The sequence below is a fragment of the Companilactobacillus mindensis DSM 14500 genome, from assembly GCF_001434275.1.
In the GTDB taxonomy this organism is placed as follows: Bacteria; Bacillota; Bacilli; order Lactobacillales; family Lactobacillaceae; genus Companilactobacillus; species Companilactobacillus mindensis.
Genome location: NZ_AZEZ01000011.1, coordinates 1 through 11,171 on the forward strand (window position 1 = coordinate 1; position 11,171 = coordinate 11,171).

Consider the following 11,171-nt stretch of genomic DNA (forward strand, 5'->3'; position numbering starts at 1 on the left):
AGTACTGTTTAGAATACTCTCATTTTCTATATATCCACTTGACTAATCGTAGGAAATAGAGAGTAGAGTAAACCGGTTAGCTTTTGAGTATTAACGTAAAATTCGTGAAGATCCTTTTTAGGATTCTCACGAATTTTTTTGCTTTTAAGACAAAAAATTTGTTTTATATTTGAAAATTGGGTAGCGTAAACAGTAAGGAATTAATTAAAGCAGATTAAAAATGTAGATTAATGTTTTAACAATATATTTGAGGTGTAGCAGTATGTTTGATTATAATACGAAACCATATAAATTTAGATTTCAAGGCGAGATCACGGTTCCAGGGGATAAGAGCATTGCACACCGAGCCATTGCTTTAGGAGCGTTAGCTAAAGGCGTTACTCAGATCAGTAATTTTACTTATGCGGATGATCTGGCGGTTACGGCAAAGGTCTTTCAAGATTTAGGTGCCAAAATCCATACAGAAATCAGCAACAAGGATATGATCATTAAAGGTGTGGATCATCAGTTGCAAACGTTGGATCGACCATTGAACGTGGATAACGTTGGTACTTTGGAGAGTTTGTTGTTAGGTGTTTTAGCGAGCAGCACGAATCAATACCAAGTCGTTGGTGGCAAATATTTGAGCCAACGTTCAAATGAGCGGCTTTTGAAATTATTGCGTGGCATGGGGGCTAACTATCGTTCGACTACAAAACAAGTTTTACCAATGCAAGTGTCTGGTAGCAATGATTTACAAGGTATCACTTATCATCAAGATATTTCGAGCGCTCAGATCAAAAGTAGCTTAGTTTTAGCAGGTATATATGCCAAAACTAAAACGACGATCATTCGCAAGTTGCCAACTAGAAATCACACGGAGGTTTTAGCTAATTATTTTGGTGCTGACGTTACGATCGAGCCGGATGTCATTGTAGTTCATCCTGGACACGATCAATTACAAGGTCAGAGTTTAACCATTCCAGGTGATTTTTCTTCGGCAGCATTTTACATTACAGGTGCTTTATTGTCAGACAATAGTCAAATAACTTTGCCAAGGGTAGGCTTGAATTCGACTAGAATAGGCTTGTTAAATGTAGCTAAACAGATGGGTGCCAATATCACGGTTGAGAACCGCTCCACAAAAAACGTTGAACCTTATGGTGATTTGGTGATCAAGTCACAGAAGCTACATGGCACGACAATCAGTGCTGAGCAAGTGCAATCTATTATTGATGAAATACCCCTAATTGCTCTGATGGCGTCTCAGGCAAGCGGTGAGACAGTAATTGAGGGTATTCACGACGTTCACTTGCAATTAAGCGACCGGATCAGAAATATGCGGGTCGAATTAGCCAAATTAGGCATCGTTATGCAATTAAATGACGATACGATCGTTATCAAAGGCCAACAAGAAATCACGGTTAAAGATGACGTCGATAGTCACAACGACCACCGAATTGCGATGATGCTCTGTATCGCTTCGATTTTGACAGACCAACCGTTTAAAATTAAAAATATTGAAGCCATTGATATCTCTTATCCAGGGTTCATTGCAGATCTAAATAAAGTCCTTCTCGTTAAGTAATGATGAAAGGGACTTCTTTTTTTACAGTCACTGTCGTATTATAAATGTAAATTGTATTTATGTAAGGGGTTACTTTATTGATGATTGAGTTTATAGGAACTGACCTAGATGGGACCCTGTTGAATAGTTATAGTAGAATATCTTCTAAAAATGTCCAAGCGATTCGTGATGCGGTCAATTCTGGAATAACTTTTGCAATCTGTTCAGGCAGGACTCTTCATTCGGTCAATAAATTTTTTGAGAATGATTTAAAAATTCCAGGCTATCGAGTGGTTTTGAATGGGGCAGTCGTGGTCGATCCCAATGGGGAACGGATCGTCGATCAACCGCTTAGCCACGACATTGTGGACGAAATTTTAAAGCGAACTGAATTTAATAATTTTAAAGTCGTTTTAGATGGGCTCAACGATGTACATATCTTTGATCCTAGACACAGCTTTACGACTTATTTTGAGGGAATGAGTCGCCATCATATCAAAGCCAATTCGATCAGCGACTTGATCAAACTGAATGATAGTAAGGACTTTGACGTTTACAAAGTTTGTTTCAGCTGTGAACCAAAAAAACTGCATGAATTGCAAAAGCGTTTGGAGTCGTTGACTTCTTTGCCAATAACGATCAGCCGTTCTGGAAGTTATTATTTTGAGATCAATGGCCAAGATATCACCAAATTGTCGGCTTTGCAGCGGATCTCTGAGATCAGCAAGATCCCCATGAAAAATTTCATGTGCTTTGGCGATTACGGTAACGATTTGAACATGGTCAAAGAAGCGGGTTACGGTGTTGCGATGGAAAATGCTATCGATAGCGTTAAGGATGTGGCCTGGAAGATCACCGGTAACAATAATCATGACGGCGTTGCTAAAATGGTCCAACGGGTCTTGAACAAAGAATTTGAATAGGATTTTAATGTGAAACGAACTTAATTTGTATTTTGAATTGAGTTCGTTTTTTTTAGTAGAAAAGAATTTGTAACACGTACTGGCAATACCGGATAAAGATAGCTAGAAATAAGTATTTTTTAGAAAAAAAGGGAGTAATAATTGTTTTTTGATAAAAACATCTTGATAAAATTTGGAAGTCGTTATACAATCTAATTGTTCTATGAAAGCGTTTTTAGTAAACGTTTCTGAATTCCTTGTTTCATTCCTATGGTTATTCGGTATTCACGGTGCTAACGTTGTTTCTGGTGTTATGATGCCTATCTGGCTAACAGCCTTGAACCAAAACCACGCAGCCTTTACTGCTGGTAAAGCTTTACCAAACATCGTTACTACATCATTCTTCGATAACTTCGTTCACATGGGTGGTTCTGGTGCTACTATCGGTTTAGCTATGCTTCTAGTTTTCGCAGCTAAGAGTAAAGAATTAAAGACATTAGGTAAGCTTGTTGCCGGACCTGCTTTGTTCAACATCAACGAACCTATCGTCTTCGGTCTTCCTATTGTTATGAACTATAAGATGGCTGTTCCATTTATTTTGACACCTCTTATCAACGTAACAACTACATATGTTTCAATGGCAGCTGGTTGGGTTGCTAGACCAATGGGTGTTTACATTCCATGGACAACTCCTCCAGTTCTATCAGGATTTATCGCAACAGGTCACATCTCAGGATCAATTCTACAAATCGTTAATATCGTGCTTGATACTTTGATGTACTTCTACTTCTTCAAGTCAATGGATAAAGACAAGTTGGCTGAAGAACTTGGTCAAACTAAAGTTGCTGGTAAATAAGCTTAATTATTAAATTTTTGGAGGTCATGTTTTGAGAAGACTTGGATTGTCACTATATCCAGAACATTCAACTTTGGAAGATGATAAGAAATATCTCGATACAGCAAGTAAATTAGGATACTCACGGATCTTTGCTTCACTGCTTGAATTAGGCGATGACAAAGAAAAAACTATCAACCGTTTCAAAGAGACCATTGCTTATGGAAATAAGTTAGATTTCGTGACGATTGTTGATATGAATCCTAGACTATTTAAAACACTTGGTATCAGTTACGATGATCTATCATTCTTCCACGATCTTGGAGCTAGCGGTATCAGACTAGATGAGGGCTTCTCTGGTATGGAAGAAAGTAAGATGACTCATAATCCTTATGGATTGAAGATTGAAATCAATATGAGCTCTGGTACACACTACTTGGACAATATTATTTCCTATCATCCTGATACTAATAATCTTCTCGGTTGTCACAACTTTTATCCTCAAAGATATACTGGTTTAGGTGAAGACTTCTTCACTAAATGGTCAACTTTCTTCAAGGAGCGTAATATTCACTCAGCTGCTTTTGTCAGCTCACACAGTGCAACATTTGGTCCTTGGCCTGTTCAAGATGGTTTGCCAACTCTTGAAGATGATCGTGATCTACCAATTTCAACGCAAGTTAAACATCTACTACTAAGTGGTATGGTTGACGACGTTATCATTGGTAACACTTACGCATCTGATGAAGAACTCAAGGAAGTTTCAGAAGCTTTCTACGCACCTTATCCAGTGTTGAAGGTAGACTTTTCTTCAAATATAACTGACCTTGAAAAAGAAGTTATTTTGAAATCTACTCACGTATACCGTGGCGATGCATCTGATTACTTGCTACGTAGTACTATGACACGGGTCGTATACAAGGATGGAAACTTCCCAGCACACGATACGCAAGATATCAAACGCGGTGACATCATCATCGTTAATGATACTTATGGTCAGTACAAAGGCGAGACACAGATTGCTCTTCGCGATATTAAGAATGATGGTCGTCGCAATGTTGTGGGACACTTGAATTCTAACGAGGCTTTCTTGTTGGATTACATCAAGCCTTGGAGCAGTTTTAAGTTAGCCGAATAAAAACAAAGAAATACTATTCTCAGTTGAATAGTATTTTTTTATAGGGAGAGAAATATGAATAAATATTTGCTTGATGAAAATAAATTTAATGATTTCTATGATCTCTATTTATATTCATTTAATCGTCAAGATTCGCAGCAACGCCGTTTGGTTCTAAAAGAACGTTACGACCAGTCCCATGTTTATGGAATTATGAATGGAAAAAAACTAGGCAGTGGCTTGTTCAGTATTCCATTCGACGTTAACTTTCACGGAGTCGATTTCAAAATGAACGGAATCGGGGATGTGATGAGTGCCCCTGAATTTGGTGGCCGCGGTGGAGCAAGTTCCTTATTAAAAAACGCTTTAAATGATATGTACCAAGAAAAAGTTACCTTGTCATACTTGGCACCTTTCTCATATGGCTATTACCGTCAATTTGGCTATGAACAAGTCTTCGATCACACTAAGATCACGATGAAGAATACCGATTTGCCAAGAGTGAAGAGTAGTGAACATGGACACGTTGAACGAGTCGACATCAAGGATATCCCTGAAAGTTTGAAGACGTTGTATTTTGGTCAAAATCACTTAGGTGGCATGACGCGTGCTCCTTGGTGGTGGAAACATATGCAGGATAAACATGCTGATTATCAAGCAGCTTTGGCATATGACGACGATAATCAACTGATCGGCTATTTGATCTATTACAATGAAGCCGGAACTTTTTACATCCACGAATGGATCAATCAAAAACCTTTGGGTCGTCAACTATTGTTGAAGTTTATCACTAAGCACCAGTCGATCTTCACTAACTTTGTCTACGAGTCGCCGGACCCTGATTTTAAAGCTGATCTATTGCTTGAACCTAATTCCGCCAAATTAGAAGTAGTTCCGTACATGATGGCTCGAATCGTTAATTTGCAGGATTTTCTACAGCGTTATCCAGTTAAGAAGATGAATTTGGCTAAAGTCTGTTTTAAAGTCGATGATTTTTTGGATTGGAATGCCCACACGTGGATGCTGACGATCACTGATGGCATCGTTGAATTGCGAATTGCTGACGATCAAAAGGCTGACTTTGAACTCAGCATTCAAGATCTTACCAAAGCGATGTTTGGTTACCGTAGCTTGAACTCTTTGGCAAAATACGGAATTATCGATGGTGATTTGGATAAGATCAATGAGCTTGATGGTGTTTTTGTTCACCAAAAACCACAACTGATCGATTATTTCTAAAACATAAATGTACAAATTGTCTTTTATAATCAAAGTTATGTTTATATAAAAAATACTCTGAGAGTTATTAATAAAACTCTTGGGGTATTTTTTATTGCTTAATTTCAAATATATATATATTTTATTTCAACAAAAATGACAAAATGTCTTATGAAATCGATAGTATAATATAATCATAGTTAACATCAAAAATGAACTTATCTTATAATCCTTTATTAATGGGAAGGTGAGGTATTTATGAAAAAGTCAACGAAAATAAATTTGATTGTTTCCGTGATAACTCTTTTATTTGTATCGGCCTTTTTTTCGAACAGTCTAACAGTTATGGCCTTTGATACTGGAGATGTCTACAAGGCAGCGCCTGAAGGGGTTGCTTTGAATGACTATATGGACTACACGGCACAATTTACAACTAATAAAGACTCAATGAAGAACCAAGCGACGATTTATAGGGCCAATTCTGCAACCTATAATAATCCTTACGATATTATTCAAATGATGAATGGGACTGACAAGACCCAACTGTCATCAATTTGGGGTACTCGCAGTTATGACAGTGATTCTGCTAATCCAAAGATCGACAATTATTTTGATTTAAAAAATAAGCAGAGCGTATCGGCTTGGCTCTATTTTGGTGACCGTGATCCGTATAAAGACGTTGATTATAACAGCAGTGACACAGCTAAGAACTTGCCCGATGGTCTGGCTTTTGTCTTACAAAATGACAGTCGTGGCAAGAACGCTATTTCGTATGGAGCTAACGATGGAAAATTAGCTTATGGGCAAACTCTGGGCGTGTGGGGCAGCGGCAATTCAGATGCTTCCGTCAATAGTTCTGTATTGTCGATTGGTTCAGGTGCCATCAAGAACAGTTTTGCTTTGGAATTTGATAATCTGAGAAACTCCACAGTCAGTACTGAATCAAACAGTAAAGACGACTATTTCGATGGTATGAAAAAACAAAATTCCGATATCACTAAAGGTCAGCACATGGCCTGGGGATATCCTGGTGCAAGTACGATCGAAACAAGTACGGTCGGTTCGATTCCGACTAATTTTGATGCTAGTCAAAATACGTATTTATCTAACAAGTATCGTCCACTTTTCTCAATTTCTTCATATTATTACTATGGAATGAATCATCAAGGCGTTTTACCTGGACTCTATTTTTCAGGCGACAGTCAGTTGAATAAAGTTTGGCACCATTTCACTTTGAATTACACACCACCAGAAAGTGGCAGTACGATGGCTACCGTTCAATATATTTTCAATGATAAGAACTACGATGGAACACCAACTGAATTTAATGAGTGGGATAAGAATACTGTTAAGATCGACATCAGTAAATTAATGACTTTAGATATCGGCAACTCTAATCCTGATCCGTATAAAGTTCGTTGGGGCTTTACTGCATCGACTGGTTCGCAGTATTCAGCACCTTCGCCCTTTGCCATTGTTATCCAAGAAATGCCTAACGTGGCCAATATTGAAGTTAGTACAAAATTATTCGATCTTTCGGAGTACAATGCAGCTGACAATACTTGGGAACGAGAGATTTCTGATTTGGATAGAAAAGGGTCCAATGAGTCTAGCAACAATCCTAAATACAATGTAGCTAATGGCGATAAGCTTCGCTTTGAATATGATCTTAATTATATTTCTGGTTTCGCTGGAACTGGCGATGAAATAGCTACTACTTTGAATTTACCGGATTCAGTTGATTTTTCGGCTGATCCAGAAACAGATTTAGGTAAAGATGACATAATTGGGCAGATCAAATATGCTAATTTTGCAGCGGATGAGGACAATCAAACTATTCCAATCTATGCCAGTGAAGTTTCGACTGACAGTGATGGCAATCAAGTCTTGCACCTTAATTTGCATAAGATGGACACTGCCAACCAGACAGCTAAGATTGAATTATTTGGTAAAGCTCAAGCGAAAACCACCCCAACGACTGTCAAAGGGGAGCACGCTAATTACAAGAGTATCCACTTTATCGATGATGCTTTGAGTCCGTCATTCATTATCAACGATCCGTTGCAACTATCGACTAAAGATGATTTAAACTTAGGTACGATCAATACGAAGGATCTCAATAATAATCAAGTCAACTTGAATCTGACTGCTGATTACCAAAATGGTTCTAAGTTCGACAAGAATAATTTCACGCTCTACACCGAAATTGACGGTCAGCAATTAAACAGCACGGTTGTTTCGACTACTGACCAACAAACAACGTATGATATTGCTAACAATATTGGTAATTCGACTCAGTTGACGGCTGAATATTTAGGTGTCGGCGAGCATACGATCAAAGTTTGGGCAGTTGATTATTTGAATCGGACTTCAACACCGATCACTTACAACGTAGTCGTGCAAGGCACACAGTTGTCATTAGACATTGATCCAGAATACTTTTTCCAAGATATAAATTCTCAGAGTTCTAAGGGGTATGTTAACCGCAAGGGTGTTTGGAAGGTAAAAGTAAACAGTACTGATACGCCTTGGACTTTAACAGCTTCGGCCGATCCGTTAACTTTAAAGACCGATAGTACTCAAGAATTAGGACCGTTATTCTATCGTGATAAGTCAGGCAATGACCAAAGCTTAGTAGATCAATCGCCGATCATAGCTTCAGATAACAATGCTGATCCGACGACTAAAGTGACTGATATTGGCGGTAACTGGGGTATTGAAGACGGTATATTATTAGAATCGATCGGCGTCAAACAAGCCGGTGAATATGGCAGCATTATTAATTGGAACTTAATCAATAGTCTTTAATAAAAACATCGCAATGAATTGAAATTGCGATGTTTTTTATTATGTATGAAAGTTTTTTTGCGTTAGAATTATTAACATATGTATATATAATGTTTAATTAATTTATATATATTACTGAAAAATGAATTTTTTTATAGTAGGATAAAAGTATCCGAATCAGTAAAGCGGATTCAAAACAGGAGGCTAAAATGCTTTGACATGGACAGTTTGGCACGTGGCACCATTTGTAACGGGGATCTTCTTTATCCTGGGCGTGTTTACACTTTATCAAGTGCTGTACGATTGGGTTAAATCATTGTTGAACGTTAAGGGGATTAAATTCAGTGAAAACCTTTTAAATGCCTGGTTTGGAGTTTTGTACATGCTGATCTTCATCTTCAGTATGCAGTCTAGTCTGGTTGGCCAAAATATTTCCTGGGAATTTATGAATTTTCAAATTATTGCTTTGATCTACTGTGCATACTTTCTAAATATCAGATTGCCATACTACTTTTTCATTCCAATTGTTTTGGTCTATATGTTCTTCAATAATTCAATTGGGTACTGGCAGTCGTGGTGTCATGCAATAACTTTGATGTCGACGTATTGGTCGTTCAATTATTTGCGGCGTCATGAGAACCATGATCATCCATTCCACATTTATATTGTTTTAGGAATCGTTTTTGGTGCTTTGATGTGGTTCTTTGTAAAACTCAAGTTCTCGCTCAGTTGGATGATATTTTTACAAGAGTGGGGCTATCTAGTTCTCTTTGAAATGTTGCTTTATAGTTATGTCGTGATGATTCTACGGGACAGTAATCTGAAGATGCATCTGTTGGATTTTGCCAATCACGATGCTTTGACCAAGACGGAAAACTACGCAGCTTATACTTCAGAGATCAAATATTTATTTACTGACAGCTCGCACAATAAATTGAATCTTTCGATGCTGATGTTTGATATCGACCATTTCAAACAAGTCAATGACACTTACGGACATTTAGCTGGTGATAAAGTTTTACAGCATGTCGTTGATGTCGTTCAGACGGTGATCGATGAAAACGATTCTAAAATAAAGCTGTATCGGACCGGTGGGGAAGAGTTCAATGTATTATTTCCGGGATATGACTTGAATTCGACTGAACAAATCGTCAGGGAAATGTTTGGCGCTTTGAATCATACGACGGTTGAGTATAATGGCCAGACGATTTTGATCTCAGTTTCCATGGGGATTTCACAAATATCTAAAAAGGATCAGGAACCAGCTGATTTCTACAAACGGGTCGATAATAATTTGTATCGTTCTAAAAAGAATGGACGAATGCAGATCACCGCTGATTAAAATCAAATTAAAAAGATACGGTTTGCAAAAATCGTATCTTTTTTTTAGATAGCAGGGATAATAATATATAATGAGGATATTTAAATAGAATGAATAATATTGCAAAAAATTGGAGGAGTGAAATTTAATTGACATGGTCAGTTTGGCGAGTGTCACCGTTTATTACCAGTATCTTTTTTATTCTGGGTATCTTTACACTCTATGAAGTATTGTATGAAGCCTTAAAGGATTTTCTCAAAACTAAAAATTTTACTATCGACGATGATTGCTTGAATGCGTGGTTTGGACTCATCTACATGCTGATCTTTATCTTTGGGATTCAGACGACAGTGGCCGGAACATCTATCAGTTGGCAGTTTATGAATTTTCAATTGATGGGTGTTGTTTTCTGTGCTTATTTTTTGAATATCAAAGTACCTTATTATTATTTTATTCCTGTTTTGTTGGTCTTTATGTATCTTAATGGCTCTTTAGGATATTGGGAATCATGGTTGCATGGAATCGTTTTGATAACTTTTTATGTAGTCTTGAATTACTTCAGACGCCGTCAAAAATTACATCCATTTGTTTATTACAATGTTACGGGGATGTTGTTTGGGGCACTGTTGTGGCTCTTTATGAAGATTAAATTCAACTTGCCTTGGACTACTTACTTTGAAGAATGGATCTACTTTGTGATTTTCCAAGTGCTGTTATACAGCTATGTCACGATGATTTTACGCGACAGTGAGTTAAAAGTCAGATTGACGGAATTTGCTAATCACGATGCCTTGACCAAAACACAAAATTTTGCCGCATATACTTCCGAAATAAAACACTCTTTTAGTGAGAGTAAAGAGAACCAACTGACGCTGTCGATGATGATGTTTGATATCGACCATTTCAAACAAGTCAATGATACTTACGGCCACCTGGCAGGGGATGAAGTTTTACGACACACAGCTTCAGTAGTGCAGACAGTCATTGATGAGAATGATCCTAGTGTCAAACTTTATCGAACCGGTGGTGAGGAATTTAATATCCTATTTCCGGGCTATGACTTACCGTCCACTGAAAAAATCGTCAATCAGATTTTTATGGCTGTCAATCACTTGCCAGTTGACGTGGGAACTAAGAAAATTTCGATCTCTATTTCAGTCGGCGTATCAATGATGTCCAAAAAGGATGTTGATCCTAATGACTTTTACGTGCGGGTCGATCATAATTTATACCACTCTAAGAAAAACGGGCGGAGTCAGATCACTTCTGAGTAATATACAAAAAAAATAAACCACTAATTCGCATATTGGGGTTCTTTTTCAACTTTGATTACATACAATTATTTAGATATACTAATAGGCCATCCAAAATCAACTGGATGACCTATTCTTAGTAGTGCGCCCGGCATGGGCGCTAACTTGGTGGCGAAAGTCCACTGTGAGCCG

7 protein-coding genes and 1 pseudogene are annotated in these 11,171 nt (G+C 37.7%); all 8 read left to right on the top strand.

The window, feature by feature from the left end:
• Positions 1 to 262: 262 nt before the first annotated feature.
• Entirely contained in the window at positions 263 to 1,567 is a 1,305-nt protein-coding gene (aroA, locus tag FD29_RS01845; protein ID WP_057887284.1) for a 3-phosphoshikimate 1-carboxyvinyltransferase, read from the top strand.
• Positions 1,568 to 1,647: 80 nt separating this feature from the next.
• Positions 1,648 to 2,469, top strand: coding sequence for a Cof-type HAD-IIB family hydrolase (locus tag FD29_RS11170; protein WP_083477732.1), 822 nt, complete (start codon positions 1,648 to 1,650; stop codon positions 2,467 to 2,469).
• Between the two features lie 223 nt (positions 2,470 to 2,692).
• Positions 2,693 to 3,304, top strand: a pseudogene (locus FD29_RS01855) (PTS sugar transporter subunit IIC); the annotation flags it as partial.
• Positions 3,305 to 3,335: 31 nt separating this feature from the next.
• A complete protein-coding gene (locus tag FD29_RS01860; protein WP_057887285.1) occupies positions 3,336 to 4,421 on the top strand; it encodes a DUF871 domain-containing protein in 1,086 nt (361 codons plus the stop codon).
• Positions 4,422 to 4,475: 54 nt separating this feature from the next.
• Positions 4,476 to 5,639, top strand: a complete 1,164-nt coding sequence (locus FD29_RS01865) for a GNAT family N-acetyltransferase (protein WP_057887286.1) — start codon at positions 4,476 to 4,478, stop codon at positions 5,637 to 5,639.
• Between the two features lie 237 nt (positions 5,640 to 5,876).
• Complete coding sequence (locus tag FD29_RS01870; protein WP_057887287.1) at positions 5,877 to 8,426, top strand: L-type lectin family protein; 2,550 nt, start codon at positions 5,877 to 5,879, stop codon at positions 8,424 to 8,426.
• Positions 8,427 to 8,619: 193 nt separating this feature from the next.
• Positions 8,620 to 9,747, top strand: a complete 1,128-nt coding sequence (locus tag FD29_RS01875; RefSeq protein WP_057887288.1) for a GGDEF domain-containing protein — start codon at positions 8,620 to 8,622, stop codon at positions 9,745 to 9,747.
• 128 nt (positions 9,748 to 9,875) lie between these two features.
• Complete coding sequence (locus tag FD29_RS01880; RefSeq protein ID WP_057887289.1) at positions 9,876 to 11,000, top strand: GGDEF domain-containing protein; 1,125 nt, start codon at positions 9,876 to 9,878, stop codon at positions 10,998 to 11,000.
• Positions 11,001 to 11,171: the final 171 nt, after the last annotated feature.

What these genes read in the sequence shown, in the direction of transcription:
- aroA (WP_057887284.1), top strand. Translation starts at nt 263, where the DNA reads ATGTTTGATTATAATACGAAACCATATAAATTTAGATTTCAAGGCGAG.
- FD29_RS11170 (WP_083477732.1), top strand. Translation starts at nt 1,648, where the DNA reads ATGATTGAGTTTATAGGAACTGACCTAGATGGGACCCTGTTGAATAGT.
- FD29_RS01865 (WP_057887286.1), top strand. Translation starts at nt 4,476, where the DNA reads ATGAATAAATATTTGCTTGATGAAAATAAATTTAATGATTTCTATGAT.
- FD29_RS01870 (WP_057887287.1), top strand. Translation starts at nt 5,877, where the DNA reads ATGAAAAAGTCAACGAAAATAAATTTGATTGTTTCCGTGATAACTCTT.